The following is a 13,811-nucleotide window of genomic DNA, read 5'->3' on the forward strand; positions in this document are numbered from 1 at the left end:
AAATGTGATGCGGGCAGACCCTCCCGGTACATCCGTTTCTCGAGAAAGGACACCCGTGATGTCGGGTCTGTCGTGGTCAGTGGCGTCGTGGTATCGCGACGCCTCACCCTGGCCCGACATCGCACCACAGTTCCTCGGCGGAGTGTCGGCCGAGGAGATCTCCGACACCGATATCAACGAGTTGCTCGGCGCGCTGACCGCCACACAACGCGGCCGCTCCTTCTTGGCCTGGCAGGACTATCAGATCGCCGCCGAACTACATCATCGGATCGTCGGCAGCAGCACCGACGATCCCCACGCCCTGTTCCTCAAGGACGGCCTGGCCGACTGTGCCGCCCGGCTGGCCATGACCCTGGGGATCGGCCAACCCGCCGCCGAACAACTGATCCAGCGGGCTCTCGCACTGCGCGACCGCCTCCCCCAGGTGGCAGTGCGGCTGCGGGATGGCCGCATATCCGAGCAGCTGGTCAAGACGGTCATCGCCCGCACCGATCTGGTCGACGGCCACGACTGTGCCGCCGATATCGACACCGAGATCGCCGAGGCCCTGGACCGTCATGCCGGGGCGTGGTCGCTGCACCGGGTGCGCGACACCGTCGACCGGATCGTGTTCCGCCATGACCCGGATGCGGTGCGTGAGCAGCGCCGCAAGGCGTTGGATGCGCGCGGGGTGTGGACCGAACCGAAGAACGACGGCACCGCGAAGCTGTCGGCCATCATGTCGGCCGAAAACGTTCGGATCGCGGTGGCCGCGGTCCGCAAGCTCGCTGCCCTGGTGTGCGAGTACGACGGACGCACCAAACAGCAACGCGCCTCCGATGCCCTGTTCGCCCTGTTGACCCGCACCGCGTTCGGCTGCCAATGCGGCCGCGACGACTGCGCCGCCGAGGTTGTCGAGCCGTCCACCGAGATCGCCGCTGTGGACCCGAAAATCGTCATCAACGTCGTTTGTGACGAATCCACCCTCGCGGGCACCGCCGAGCATGCGGGTTTCATGGCCGGACACGGCGTCATCTCCGACGAACACGTGCGTGAGCTGGCCGCCCGACCCGACGCGGCCATCAAACCCCTCGTCCCCAAGGGCACCCCGCAGAATCCGGACGGGTCGTTCACCCTGCCCGCCACCCAACCGGCCGACCCGTATCCGGCATCGACCGCGTTGGACACCTACGTGCGGGTACGTGACGGCTACAGCGTCATCCCCGGCACCCCGACGTCGTCGTTTGACGCCGACCTCGAGCACGTCCGCGAATACGACCACACGAACCCGGGCGCAGGTGGGCAGACCCTTCCGGACAACCTCAACGCCAAGGACCGTTTCGGACATCTGCTCAAGACATTCGGCGACTGGGTCGACGAGCAATACCGCGACCCCTACAGCGCCGAACTGTGCACCGTGTTCACCACCCCCGAAGGCCTGGAGATCCCGGGCGACCCGGAAAACCTCGAAGTCCTCTTTCCCGGGCTGCTCCGCATACGTTTCACCGCCCCCACCCACGCCCCACCGACCACCCCTACCGCCGGGAAACCCGCCCACCCCACCCGCTCGATCGGCCGGGTGGCAGCCAAACACGCCCGCCGACAACAAGAACGGGAGCGCAACCGCAAACGACGTGAAAGCGACACAGAGACTGTGACCGACGATCCGGGCGTCGACGGTGATCGATCCGACACCGTCGACGAGGCGTAGGAGGCACCACAAATCGCTCAACTGACACCGGTCGAGTACGTAACGTGGAGACATGGCAACTCCGACCGAGAGTCCGACGACCACCACCGCGGCCGACGCCGTCACCGACGATCCCGAGACCGTCACCCCGCCCTCGGATGACTTGTCCGACGACGAACGTGCGCTCCTCGTCGACAATCTCCGGTACTCCCTGGACGGTCGATGGCGGGCCACCCGGGACATGGTTCGGGAGAACGCCGACCGCGCCGATCTGCTCCCGGACCCGTCGCGCACCCTCGACGAGGCGCGTGCACGTGTGCTCGAGGAGATGGCCGAGCTGGGCAAGAGCGGGTTCTCGGCTGCCGGTTTCGCCGCCGATCACGGCGGGACAGGTGACGTCGGCGCGTCGATCACCGCGATCGAGATGCTCGGCTACGCCGACCTGTCGCTGATGGTGAAGGCCGGAGTGCAGTGGGGCCTGTTCGGTGGCGCCGTGGAGAACCTCGGCACCGCGCGGCACCACGACCGCTATGTCGCCGACATCATCAGCCTCGACCTACTGGGATGCTTCGCCATGACCGAGACGGGTCATGGCTCGAATGTGCAGGCGCTGGAGACCACCGCCACCTACGACCCGGAGTCGCGGGAGTTCATCATCGACTCCCCCACCCCGTCGTCGCGCAAGGACTACATCGGCGGCGCCGCCCAACATGCCCAGGTGGCGGCGGTGTTCGCGCAGCTGATCACGGGTGGACCGGGCGAGGAGCCGTCGAGCCAGGGCGTGCACTGTTTCGTCGTCCCGATCCGCGATGACAACGGCGACGACCTGCCCGGTGTCACCACGAGCGACTGCGGCTACAAGGGCGGGCTTGCCGGCGTCGACAACGGTCGCATCATGTTCGACCACGTCCGCATCCCGGCGGAGAACCTGCTCAACCGCTACGCGGACGTCGAGGCCGACGGCACCTACACGTCGCCGATCGAGAACCCGAACCGACGGTTCTTCACCATGCTCGGCACGCTCATCCGCGGCCGGGTCAGCGTCGCGGCCACGGCGGGTGCGGCCGGCCGCAAGGCGCTGGCGTTGGCGAGCCGCTACGGGTTGATCCGTAAACAGTTCGAGGCGCCCGACGCCGACAACGAGATCACCGTGATGGACTACCTCGGCCATCAGCGGAAACTGCTCCCGCTCATCGCGAAGTCGTACGCGATCGCGTTCGCGCAGAACGAGATCATCGAGGAGCTGCACGAGGTGCAGTCGTCGGCGCCGGATGACAGCGACGCGGGGCGCCAGCGCGAGTTGGAAGGGGCGGCAGCCGGTCTGAAGGCCTATGCCACCTGGCATGCGTCGCACGCCATCAACGTCAGCCGCGAGGCCTGCGGCGGTGCAGGCTATCTGGACGAGAACCAGATCTCGATCATGCGCGGCGACATCGACGTCTTCACCACCTTCGAGGGCGACAACACGGTGCTGACACAGCTCGTCGCCAAGGAACTGCTCTCCGCCTATGCCGAGGATGTGCAGGGGCTGTCTGCGGGTGGCTGGGTGAAGTTCATCGCGAGCATGGCCCGCGATGTCGTCGTCGAGAAGACCGCCGTGCGGCAGGTGGTCCAGACGCTGCTGGAGAGCTCTGACGAGGACACCGAGAAGTCGAACCTCACCAACCGCGGAACGCAGATACGCCTGTTCCGTAACCGCGAGGATCACCTGGTCCGCACCTGTGCACAGCGGTTGCGCCGGGCCACCGACGACGCGAACGACCCGTTCGAGGTGTTCAACAACGCCCAGGATCACCTGTTGAAGGTGGGGCAGGCACACACCGAACGGATCGTGCTGGAGGCCTTTGTCCAGGCCATCAACGACTGCGACTCGCGGTCGGCGGCGGATCTGCTCGGCAAGGTGTGCGACCTGTTCGTCTACTCCGCGCTCGAGGACGACATCTCGTGGTTCCTGATGCATCGACACGTGTCGGTGGAACGCGCCAAGGCCATCCGACGCGGCGTGAACGAACTGTGCCTGGAGCTACGGCCGCACGTACGCACTCTCGTCGACGCTTTCGGTATCCCCGAGGAGTTGATGACGGCGCCGATGCTGCAGAACGGCTGAGGTGGGCCGACCGCCGCCGCTCAGTCGTCGCCGCTCAGTCGTCGTCGCCCAGTCGTCGTCGCTCAGTCGTCGTCGCTCAGTCGTCGTCGGTGTGGCCGCGCGGCGGTAGTCCCATCGCCACTGCCTGCTGGGCCTCGGTGAGTTCGCGGCGGAACCGGTCGACGTCGCGGGCCCAGGCCTGTCTGACGGTGCCGTCGGCGAGCTTCACGCCGACACCCTTGCGGCGCCGCGGGACCGCGGGGAGCTCACCTAGCGCACGGGCGCTCTCCCACGCCTGGTGCTCGGGTCCGTTGTTGGGCGGGTAGATCGTGGCGATCTCGGAAAGCGGGATTCTCCCGGTGCCCTGCCGCAGGGTGGTCTCGGTGAGGCGGACGCTGACGTGCGTGCGGGCGGCGTGGACCTGGACAAGTGAGAAGCCGATCAGGATGACCGCGAAGATCAGCATCACCGGCCAGTGGACCTGGCCGGGACCGGCGATCTCGGTGGCCAGGACGGCGCCGATCAGTACCGGACCGATGGCGACGACCCACCAGCTTCCGCCCGGTTCGTAGAACAGGAGCTCGCCCTCGTCGACAGGCTCCTTGTCGGGCTCGGCCGGCTGCTCGTCGCCGACATCGTCGGTGGTCGGCGGCGAGTCGTCGGTGTCGGAGGGCGGGAGCTCGTCATCGTCGGGGCCCTTCGGCCCGTCCGGAACGGTCACTTCCGGCGACTGTTCTTGCTTGGCTTTTGCGGTTCCCCCGTATACCAGGCGTCGGACTCGGGCCGGAATGCCAGCAGCGACCCGAAAAGCGCGATCAGCGAAGCCAGGAGTGCGAGCGCGTACGCGAGAGTGCGACTTCCGAGACTGATCACGAGCAGCATGATCACCACGACCAGCGTGAGAGCGGCCAATGAGGATCGCCACCGTGCATCGCCGACGAAGGCCTTACTGCCCATGACGATGAACCCGGCACCGATCGCGGCGACGATCACGCCGATCCCGATGGGGAGCAGCGTCGGCCCGGACGTGAAGATGCCCAGCACGATGAACAGCACTCCCAGTGCAACGAGGAGACCGCCGGAAACGGTCCAGCACCGGTAGGCCCACACAACCTGTTTCGGCCGCCGGGCGGGGTCAGGGCTCACCACGGGTTTCGCTTCCTTCGTTCGACTGGCCACGGTCGTGCTCAGACCGCGGACGATTCTGCTGCCCGCCACCATACGGCCAACTCTGGGGTGTGCCCTGGTGGTAGCCCGAACCCCCTGACCACGGTGGCGGCCCGGGTGGCGGGGTGGGCGGCTGATGCGGCCTGCGACGATGTGCGGTCATCTCCCGGCAGTACTGCTCGCTCTCACGGCGGAGCAGCAGGACCGAAGCGCCGATCGCTGCCACACCACTGATAACCATCGGGATCATCACCCACTGCGGTTCGATGTGACCGAACAGAGAGAAGACCAGATTGACGGCCAGGAACACACCCATGGCGGCGACGATGAGGCGCGCCCAGTTGTAACCGCTGCGGGTGAACAGGACCAGACCGGCAGAGACCACCGTCAGGAACAGACCGAACAGCCCCAGCACGATGACCAGGGTGGCGCTGGAGGTGAGGAGATCGACCTGCTCCCTCGGGGTGTCGGACGGCAGGCCGGCGATCTGTCGATCCCAGGAGTCACGCAACGTCGGGTACTGGCCGATGTAGGCGACGATCTGACCGAGGATGACCACCACCCACAGTTCGGTGGCGATGGAGACGGCGTCGGGCCGCTTGGGGCGGGCACCCGGGTCAGCCGGCGCCTCGTGGATCGGTGCGGTCATGCCCCCAGCCTAGTGAATGGTCGCGCCGCACCGGCCTCCCCGCCCGCGCCGTCCATCCGGACCGTTGCTCAGCCGAGCCGACCTGCGACCTCGGTGGCCCAGTAGGTGAGGATGATCGACGCTCCGGCGCGTTTGATCGAGGTGAGCGACTCCAGGATCGCGGCGTCACGGTCGATCCAGCCGCGCTCGGCGGCGGCCGTGATCATCGAGTACTCGCCGCTGATCTGATACGCGGCGACCGGGACGTCGGCGATCTCGGCGGCGTCGCGGACGATGTCGAGGTAGCTCATCGCGGGCTTCACCATCACCACGTCAGCACCCTCGTCGAGATCGAGGCGGATCTCCCGCAGTGCCTCGACACGATTCGAGGCGTCCTGCTGATAGGTGCGCCGATCCCCTTCGAGCGACGACCCGACCGCTTCGCGGAACGGACCGTAGAACGCCGACGCGTACTTCGCGGCATAGGCGAGGATTCCCGTGTCGGTGAAGCCCTCGGCGTCCAGACCGGCACGGATCGCGGCGACCTGGCCGTCCATCATCCCGCTCGGCCCCAACAGATGCGCACCCGCACGAGCCTGTGCCAGCGACATGGATACATACCGGTCCAGCGTCGCGTCGTTGTCGATGCGTCCACGCGCGTCGACGACTCCGCAGTGCCCGTGGTCGGTGAACTCGTCGAGGCAGGTGTCGGCCATCAGCACGGTCGTGTCGCCGAGATCGTCCGACAGCACCCGCAATGCGCGGTTGAGAATCCCGGCGTCGTCATCGGCGCCGGACCCGACGGCGTCCTTGTCGGTGGGCGCCGGGACACCGAACAGCATCAGCCCACCGACTCCGGCGCGCACAGCCTCGTCGGCGGCCTTGCGCAGCGAATCGAACGTGTGCTGCACGACACCGGGCATCGACGAGATCGCACGCGGCTCGTCGATGCCGTCGGCGACGAACATCGGCAGCACCAGGTCCTGCGGCGCGACGTGCGTCTCGGCGACGAGTCGGCGCAACGCCGGGGTGGACCGCAGGCGACGGGGACGGATCACGGGTGCCATCTGCATTCTCCTCAGGACGTGTTCGGTTGTGCGTGTGTGTGGCCCTTCGTGACGCATCGCTCGTACCTCGCGAGGCTCCTCAGGGACCGGGGTGGTGACCGTCCTCGCGTCTCCTCAGAGACCGGGTGGTCACGCACCGCAAGCGGGTAGCGCTGGCGGCCGTCCCCCGCTCCCTGAGGAGGTCCGGAGCGCTAGCGGCCGTCCCCCCGATCCCTGAGGAGGTCCGGAACGCTGGCGGCCGTCCCCCCGATCCCTGAGGAGGTCCGGAGCGCTAGCGGAGGACCGTCACGAAGGGTCGCCCTTCGTGACGCTCGCAAGCTCGCTCCTCAGGGACCGAGTGGTGACGCTCGCAAGCTCGCTCCTCAGGGACCGAGAGGTGACGCTCGCAAGCTCGCTCCTCAGGGACCGTGGGTGGTCACGCATCGCTCGCTCCTCAGGGACCGAGGGGTCACGCCTCGGCGACCGGGGACCGTCAGGACCGCGACCGTCGCGACTTCTTGCGCGGCGGAGGCAGCGCGCCCTCGGCACGCAGACGGGCGGCGTGCTCGGCGAGTGCGTCGATCAACTCGGGCACCGACGCCGACTCCGGCTGCACATCCACGCGCAGGCCGAATTCGGTTGCCGTCTCGGCGGTCTTGGGACCGATACACGCAACGATGGTGCGGGCGTGCGGCTTTCCGGCGATGCCGACCAGGTTGCGGACCGTGGAGCTCGAGGTGAAGCAGACGGCGTCGAAGCCACCGGTCTTGATCATCTCGCGGGTCTCCGCGGGCGGCGGGGCGGCACGCACGGTGCGGTAGGCGGTGACGTCGTCGATCTCCCAGCCGCGCTCACGCAGCCCCTCGGACAGCGTCTCGGTGGCGATGTCGGCTCGCGGCAACAGGATTCGGTTCACCGGGTCGAAGACATCGTCGTACGGCGGGAAGTCGTCGAGCAGTCCGTGTGAGCTCTGCTCACCCGACGGCACCAGCTCCGGCTCGATGCCGAAGGTGCGCACCTTCTCCGCGGTCGCCTCACCCACACAGGCGATCTTGACCCCGGAGAACGCGCGGGCGTCGAGACCGAACTCCGCGAACTTCTCCCACACCGCACGCACCGCGTTGGTGGAGGTGAACACCACCCACTGGTAGCGGCCGTCGACCAAACCCTTGACGGCCCTTTCCATCTGGGCGGGGCTGCGCGGCGGTTCGACCGCGATCGTCGGCACCTCCTTGGGGATGGCACCGTGGCTGCGTAGTCGCTCGCTCATGTCGCCGGCCTGGTCCTTGGTGCGCGGCACCAGCACGGTCCAGCCGTACAGCGCACGCGATTCCCACCACGACAGCTTGCTGCGATGACCGACCACCTTGCCGATGGTCAGGATCAGCGGCCCGACGAGGGCGTTGCCCTGCTCGTTGAGGCTGGCCAGCGTTGCCTCGATGGTCCGCTGTGCACAGGTGGTGCCGTTGACGGTGATCGCGACCGGGGTCTGCGCGGCCATGCCGTTCTCGGTCAGCGCACTCGCGGTCTCGGCGAGATGGGCGGCCGTGGCGTGCAGGACCAGCGGTCCCGGCGCAGCGGCCAGCGCGGCCCAGTCCACACCTTCGGCGCGGACATCGGCCTCGGTATGGGTGGACCCGAGTGGCATGCCGGCGTAGCTCGGCACCACCGACGCGGCGGGCAGGCCGGGCAGCACCTCGAAATGCACCGACGATCGCGCAACCGCGTTGACCTCGCTCAGTACCGAATCGGTGGTGAGCGGATCGCCCGACACCACGCGCACCACGTCCTCGCCACCGCGAGCTGCGGCGACCAGGGTCTTGGCGACCTCGGCGGGATCGCCGAGGGCCGGGTGGACCACCGACGGTTCCTCGGCCTCGGCGGCATCGCCCTCGGTCGATGTCGCCTCTACGGCGGTGTCGTCGGTCGCACCGTCGTCTTTCGTCTTCTTGGCGTTCCTGGCGGACTTCCCCGATCGGGAAGTCTCCGCGGCCTCGTCTCGGTTGGCCGCACCGATCATCTCGACCACACCGGCCGGGACGTCGGGATCGATGTAGGCCGTGGTGGCCTTCTCGATCGCAGTGCGGGCTCGGACGGTCAACAGATCGGGGTCACCGGGTCCCGACCCGACGAACAGGATCCGTCCCGGATTGACCTTCTTCGCACGGCTCATGAGTTCGCACTCTCCTGCCCCTGTCGGAGCTGCAGTTCCTTCTGCTACCGGAGTTGCGAGGCGGCCTGCACCCGAAGTCGCGACCCGCTCACCACGGGCGCCGAGGGCGCCGCTAGGCTTGCGAACCGCGGCCGACGAGCTCGTTCGCTCCCAGCTCCAGCAGTTCGGCGGCGAGATTCTTGCCGAGTTGCTCCGCACGATCGATCGGTCCCACCACCGAAGCGCGGATCACATCCGATCCGTCTTCGGCCGCCACCGCCGCTCGCAGCGACAGCTCGGCGAAGATCCGTCCATCGTCGTCGATCGACTCGACCACCTCGGCGATCGCTCCGACCGGTGCGGTACATCCGGCCTCGAGGGCCGCGAGCACCGCGCGCTCGGCATCGATCGACGCACGTGTGGACGCGTCGTCCAACTCGGCGAGTATTCTCACCAGTTCGGCATCGTCGGAGCGGCACTCCACGGCCAAGGCGCCCTGTGCCGGTGCCGGTAGCAGGACCACGGGGTCCAATGCCTCGGTGACCTCATCGGCTCTCCCGATGCGTACCAATCCGGCCCTGGCGACCACGACCGCGTCGAGTTCACCGCTGGCGACTTTGCCCAACCGAGAATCAAGGTTGCCTCGTAGGGGGCGGATTTCCAAACCGAGACCCAATGCTCTAAGCTGTGCCGCCCGTCGCGGCGCCGACGTCCCGACAGTCGACCCCGGCGGCAGCTCGCCGAGCACCATCCCACCCCTGCTGACCAGGGCATCTCGCGAATCCTCCCGGGGCGGGACGGCCGCGATCACCAGGCCCGGTTCCGGTGCGGTGGGCAGGTCTTTGTAGGAGTGGACGGCGACGTCGACCTCGTCGTTCTGCAGCGCCACGCGGATGGCCGTGGTGAACACCCCGACCCCGATCTCGGCGACGGGCGCCTGCGAGTTGTCACCGGCCGTGCGGATGATGACGAGCTCGGCGGGATGCCCGGCGGCGGTCAGCGCGTCGGCGACTTTCTGTGACTGGGTCCTGGCCAGCAGCGACCCGCGGGTGCCGATGCGGATCACGTCGCGTCCGGGGGCGCTCACTTGTCGTTCCGGCCGGTGCCGGCATCGGGTGTGCCCCCGAGTCCGGTCGCCGCTTCCGGCGCCGACACCGACTCGGCAGCGCCCGGCTTGAGCTCGAACAGTTCGCGCAGCGCTTCGGCGTAGTGGTCGCCGTTCGGGGTCGACGCGAGCTGTTTGACGCGGACCGTCGGTGCGTGCAGCAATTTGTCGACGACGCGACGCACGGTTTTCGCCACCTCGTCGCGTTGCGGGTCGTCGAGGTCGGGAAGCCGGGCATCGAGCCGCAGGATCTCCGCCTCCACGACGTCGGCGGCGCGCTGACGCAGTGCCGCGACGGTCGGTGTGACCTCGGCCTGCCGCTGGTGAGTGAGATAGTCGGCGAGTTCGGTGGCGACGATCGACCGCGCGGCCGACGCGTCGTTCTCCGCCGCCTGGGTCTCGGAATCGCCACGCAGACCCTCGATGTCGACGATGTGCACGCCCGGCAGCCGTCCCGCCGCCGGATCGACGTTGCGTGGCAGGCCGAGGTCGCAGATGACCAGCGGGCTGCCGTCGGTGCGGGCGGCGAGCGCCGAGTGCACCTCGCCCACGCTGACCACCGTGCCGACCGAGCCGGTGCAGGTGACGACGACGTCGGCGGCCGCCATGGCCTCGGGCAGTTGGGCCAGACCCATACCGCGTACCGCGATCCCATGGTTGGCGGCGATGTTGCCGGCCAGGTGCTCGGCGTTGGCGACCGTGCGATTGACGACGACCAGGTCGCGCACGCCTTCACGAGCCAGCTGCGCCGTGGCCAGACCACCCATCGCGCCGGCGCCGACGACCACGGCCGAACGCAGTCCGCCGCGCTGCTCGGCCGCCAGCAGGGCCTGGGCGCGGTGCAGCGCCACCGACACCACCGAGGCGCCGGCCCGGTCGATGCCGGTTTCAGTGTGTACCCGCTTGCCGACACGCAATGCCTGCTGCGCGAGCTCGTGCAGCACACGACCCGCCGAGTCGTTGGCGTCGGCGTTGAGGTAGGCGTTGCGGATCTGTCCGAGGATCTGCTGCTCGCCGACGACCAGTGAGTCGAGACCGGCGGCGACGGTGAACAGATGTTCCACGGCCGCCTCCGAGTAGCGGACGTACGCGTGGCGGGTCAGCTCGTTGACGGTCATCCCGGAGTGCTCCCCCAGGACGCTGCCGACGGCCTCCAACGCGGGGTGGAACGCGTCGACGACCGCGTAGATCTCCACGCGGTTGCAGGTCGACACGAGCATCGCCTCGGAGATCGCCCGCGACGACAGCAGTTCGTCGACGAGCTTGGGTCGATCGTGGTCGGAGACCGCCAACCGTTCGAGCACCTCCACGGGTGCACTTCGGTGCGAGACCCCGAACAACAAAACACTCACGCCGTCACCGTTTCCTCACCCGTCGCCGACCATGCCGAATCCATGCCGGTCGGCCGCATCCCGGGTTCTCTCTTCGTGGCGATCGCACCCGCCGCGCGGCCGGCCGAGGCCGTGCCGGGACGCGAGCGCGACGCATTGAACGCCAACACCTGTAACTCCAAGGCTAGATCAACCTGCCGCACGACAACATCGGAGTCCGTGCTCAGTGTCGTCGGCGTTACATTCAACAACTGACGTACCCCTGCCCCGACGAATGCGTCACAGGCCGCCTGGGCGTCCGCCTCGGCCGTCGCGATCACCGCGATCTCGATCGGCTCAGCGCCGTGACCTGCGCAGACATCATGGATCGCGGACAGCGGCGCCACCTGCGGCCCGCCGGGTTCGACGACCGTGCCGATCACGTCGGGATCGGAGTCGAACATGGCCGACACGCGAAATCCGCGACCGAACCCGGCGTGAGCGAGCAGCGCCCGACCGAGTCGACCGGCGCCGGCGAGCGCGACGGTGTGGGTGCTGTCGGTGTGCAGGACCATGGCGATCCGGGCGGTCAGGCGCCCGACGTCGTAGCCCACTCCGCGCACTCCGTTGGCGCCCACATGGGACAGGTCTTTGCGCAAGATGGAGGGATTGACCCCGGCCGCGGTGGCGAGTTGGCCGCTTGAGGCCACCAGGATGCCGCGTTCGCTGAAGGACCGCAGGATGTACAGATAGGTCGCCAAACGTGTGACGGTGGGCTCGGGAATCTCGGAGGCGTCGGGTATCTCGGAGTCGTCCGACGCCGAACCGCCGCTCACGCCCTGGTCACCTTCTTCCGGCCGTCAAGGGTCCCACCCATCGCCCCATTGGCGAACCCCCATACCCGATCTCAGCGTATACCGCGCGATAACAGGTTCTCACTACCCCCATCAGATCGCGTCAACCGCGGCGCGATTCGAGGTCTTGACGCAGCCGGGTCGTGTCGACCTCCCAGTAGCTGTGCTCCTCGCCGTCGAGCAGGACGACCGGCAAGCGGTCGCCGAACTCGACACGCAGTGCCACATCGCCGTCGTCGGCGGCCCGATCGACGTCAACCTCGTCGAACCCGACACCGAAATCCGCACAGATACTTCTCAATTCGCTGCGAGCCGTGGCACAGGCCGAGCATCCGGCTCGCGTCAGCAGCGTCAATGACATGTCGGCCTCCCTCGGTCGGTGGTGCGCCTCGCCGGGCGGTGTCACCGGCATCAGTGTGTCACCCCTCGCAATCGGCGCACACTAGGCTGGCTCGTGGCCCTCGAGTGGCTACTGTGGGGTTCCGGACTCCATGAGCCCGGTACGTTCTGAGCGAGTGGAGGTGAGCCGTGGCCGAGGAGGTCTCGGGCTCCGGTGATACCGACGGAGTCGACCCGACGCACGGCGACGCACCGAACGTCGAGAGTACGGGCGCGCCCGTCGGCGACGACGGGATCGTCGCCGACGAGACGGTCTCCGCCGACGAGGTCGTCGCCGGTGCGATCGCCGACGACGACGTGACCGACGCCGAGGACTGGGAGACCCACGCCGACGCGCTCGGCCCGGACCACGACGAGGACGAGGATTCCGACGACACCGACGACGAGGACGAGGACGCCTCCCGGGTCGCGACGTGGATCTCCGAGCGGGCCAGGGCGACCAGCGGGCGTTTCCGACAGACCGCACAGGAGCTGCGGCAATCACTCGCCGGCGAGGCCAGCGCGCGAGTCGCCGTGGACACCCTGCGATCGCGCCCACCCACCGACGACGAGGAGACGCAGGCACCCCGCGACCTGACGGCCGCCGCATTCTTCGACGTCGACAACACCCTGGTCCAGGGCGCCTCGATCATCCACTTCGCCCGCGGCCTGGCCGCGCACAAGTACTTCTCCTACGGCGACATCCTCGATTTCGCGTGGACCCAGGCAAAGTTCCAGATCACCGGCAAGGAGAACGCCGAGGACGTCGCCGAGGGGCGCGAGAAGGCACTGTCGTTCATCGCGGGCCGTCAGACGTCTGAACTGGTGCAACTCGGCGAGGAGATCTACGACGAGTACATCGCCGACAAGATCTGGCCGGGGACCCGGGCGCTGGCCCAGCGGCACCTCGACGCCGGCCAGCAGGTGTGGCTGGTGACCGCGACACCGGTGGAACTCGCACAGACCATTGCCGAGCGTCTCGGCCTGACGGGGGCGTTGGGCACGGTGGCCGAGAGCGTCGACGGGGTGTTCACAGGCCGTCTCGTCGGCGACATCCTGCACGGTCCCGGCAAGGCGCACGCGGTGCGGGCACTGGCCATCCGCGAAGGCCTGAACCTCAAGCGCTGCACCGCATACTCGGATTCGCACAACGACGTGCCGATGCTGTCGCTGGTCGGCACCGCCGTCGCGATCAACCCGGACGCCGACCTTCGCGACGTCGCGAAGGTTCGCGACTGGGAGATCTACGACTTCCGCACCGCCCGCAAGGCCGCCAAGTACGGGGCGACGTCGGCGCTGGTGATCGGTGCCGCCGGAGTCGGCGCGGCGACCGCCACCCGGCTGATCCGGCAGCGCTGGGGCTGAGGCCGCGTGCCTTGAGGTCGACTCGACGAGAGCTTACGGCGGCGCGCGACT

At 68.2% G+C, this 13,811-nt stretch carries 12 protein-coding genes; 3 read left to right on the top strand and 9 right to left on the bottom strand.

Going from position 1 to position 13,811, the window contains the following annotated elements; all coding sequences use genetic code 11:
• Nucleotides 1–58: 58 nt before the first annotated feature.
• Nucleotides 59–1,690: a DUF222 domain-containing protein gene (locus ACVT6V_RS27570; protein WP_489897238.1), complete on the top strand. Its 1,632-nt coding sequence runs from the start codon at nucleotides 59–61 to the stop codon at nucleotides 1,688–1,690.
• A gap of 52 nt (nucleotides 1,691–1,742) precedes the next feature.
• On the top strand, nucleotides 1,743–3,776 hold the full coding sequence (locus ACVT6V_RS27575) for an acyl-CoA dehydrogenase family protein (protein ID WP_489897239.1): 2,034 nt from the start codon (nucleotides 1,743–1,745) through the stop codon (nucleotides 3,774–3,776).
• Between the two features lie 76 nt (nucleotides 3,777–3,852).
• On the opposite strand, the gene ACVT6V_RS27580 is transcribed toward ACVT6V_RS27575, so the two are convergent.
• From ACVT6V_RS27580 to ACVT6V_RS27620, 9 genes are all read right to left on the bottom strand, one after another.
• Nucleotides 3,853–4,476, bottom strand: a complete 624-nt coding sequence (locus tag ACVT6V_RS27580; RefSeq protein WP_489897240.1) for a DUF3093 domain-containing protein — start codon at nucleotides 4,474–4,476, stop codon at nucleotides 3,853–3,855.
• Nucleotides 4,473–4,904 (bottom strand): hypothetical protein, encoded by a 432-nt coding sequence (locus tag ACVT6V_RS27585; protein ID WP_489897241.1) that lies wholly within the window; start codon nucleotides 4,902–4,904, stop codon nucleotides 4,473–4,475. Before ACVT6V_RS27585 ends, ACVT6V_RS27580 begins: the two co-directional genes overlap by 4 nt.
• Nucleotides 4,891–5,571, bottom strand: coding sequence for a hypothetical protein (locus tag ACVT6V_RS27590; protein ID WP_489897242.1), 681 nt, complete (start codon nucleotides 5,569–5,571; stop codon nucleotides 4,891–4,893). Before ACVT6V_RS27590 ends, ACVT6V_RS27585 begins: the two co-directional genes overlap by 14 nt.
• 68 nt (nucleotides 5,572–5,639) lie before the next feature.
• Nucleotides 5,640–6,617: a porphobilinogen synthase gene (gene hemB, locus ACVT6V_RS27595; RefSeq protein WP_489897243.1), complete on the bottom strand. Its 978-nt coding sequence runs from the start codon at nucleotides 6,615–6,617 to the stop codon at nucleotides 5,640–5,642.
• Nucleotides 6,618–7,089: 472 nt separating this feature from the next.
• The gene (locus ACVT6V_RS27600) at nucleotides 7,090–8,769 is read right to left on the bottom strand and encodes a bifunctional uroporphyrinogen-III C-methyltransferase/uroporphyrinogen-III synthase (protein WP_489897244.1); all 1,680 of its coding nucleotides are present in this window, start codon (nucleotides 8,767–8,769) and stop codon (nucleotides 7,090–7,092) included.
• Nucleotides 8,770–8,881: 112 nt separating this feature from the next.
• Complete coding sequence (hemC, locus tag ACVT6V_RS27605; RefSeq protein WP_489897245.1) at nucleotides 8,882–9,835, bottom strand: hydroxymethylbilane synthase; 954 nt, start codon at nucleotides 9,833–9,835, stop codon at nucleotides 8,882–8,884.
• Nucleotides 9,832–11,205: a glutamyl-tRNA reductase gene (locus ACVT6V_RS27610; protein ID WP_489897246.1), complete on the bottom strand. Its 1,374-nt coding sequence runs from the start codon at nucleotides 11,203–11,205 to the stop codon at nucleotides 9,832–9,834. The genes hemC and ACVT6V_RS27610 overlap by 4 nt, the downstream gene beginning before the upstream one ends.
• Nucleotides 11,202–11,999, bottom strand: a complete 798-nt coding sequence (locus tag ACVT6V_RS27615; protein WP_489897247.1) for a redox-sensing transcriptional repressor Rex — start codon at nucleotides 11,997–11,999, stop codon at nucleotides 11,202–11,204. Before ACVT6V_RS27615 ends, ACVT6V_RS27610 begins: the two co-directional genes overlap by 4 nt.
• A gap of 121 nt (nucleotides 12,000–12,120) precedes the next feature.
• A complete protein-coding gene (locus ACVT6V_RS27620) occupies nucleotides 12,121–12,378 on the bottom strand; it encodes a glutaredoxin family protein (protein ID WP_489897248.1) in 258 nt (85 codons plus the stop codon).
• Between the two features lie 335 nt (nucleotides 12,379–12,713).
• Between ACVT6V_RS27620 and ACVT6V_RS27625 the strand changes: the two genes are divergently transcribed.
• Entirely contained in the window at nucleotides 12,714–13,760 is a 1,047-nt protein-coding gene (locus ACVT6V_RS27625) for an HAD family hydrolase (protein ID WP_489901041.1), read from the top strand.
• Nucleotides 13,761–13,811 lie beyond the last annotated feature (51 nt).

This window comes from Gordonia sp. LMA167 (assembly GCF_058130025.1).

Bases quoted from the DNA above. Each gene is read 5' to 3' on its own strand.
- hemB (WP_489897243.1), bottom strand. From the start codon at position 6,617: ATGGCACCCGTGATCCGTCCCCGTCGCCTGCGGTCCACCCCGGCGTTG.
- ACVT6V_RS27570 (WP_489897238.1), top strand. From the start codon at position 59: ATGTCGGGTCTGTCGTGGTCAGTGGCGTCGTGGTATCGCGACGCCTCA.
- ACVT6V_RS27600 (WP_489897244.1), bottom strand. From the start codon at position 8,769: ATGAGCCGTGCGAAGAAGGTCAATCCGGGACGGATCCTGTTCGTCGGG.
- ACVT6V_RS27590 (WP_489897242.1), bottom strand. From the start codon at position 5,571: ATGACCGCACCGATCCACGAGGCGCCGGCTGACCCGGGTGCCCGCCCC.
- ACVT6V_RS27620 (WP_489897248.1), bottom strand. From the start codon at position 12,378: ATGTCATTGACGCTGCTGACGCGAGCCGGATGCTCGGCCTGTGCCACG.
- ACVT6V_RS27575 (WP_489897239.1), top strand. From the start codon at position 1,743: ATGGCAACTCCGACCGAGAGTCCGACGACCACCACCGCGGCCGACGCC.